At 47.1% G+C, this 240-nt stretch carries 1 pseudogene; it reads left to right on the forward strand.

The features are described 5' to 3' along the window. Positions 1-240: pseudogene (locus SB756_RS34705) on the forward strand (hypothetical protein); the annotation flags it as partial.

Here is a 240-nt window from a genome sequence, read left to right on the forward strand (position 1 = left end):
CGAACAACAAGGTCGGTTGTTTGGCTTCTTCGAAACAGGGCGTGGCATTGTCGATACCGTGGTGGCATTTTCTGCGTTGGCAGTATTTACCTGGTTTGGCAGTGGCTTATTGGGTTTTAAAGCAGGCATCTGGTTCTATTCCCTTATTGTGATTGCCGTAGGCATTATCATTTTCTTTGTTCTGAATGACAAAGAAGAGGCACCGTCCGTCTTCTTTTTTCACCTCGACGGACGGTGCCT

It is taken from the genome of Pseudomonas sp. SIMBA_068, from assembly GCF_046534705.1.
GTDB lineage: Bacteria > Pseudomonadota > Gammaproteobacteria > Pseudomonadales > Pseudomonadaceae > Aquipseudomonas > Aquipseudomonas putida.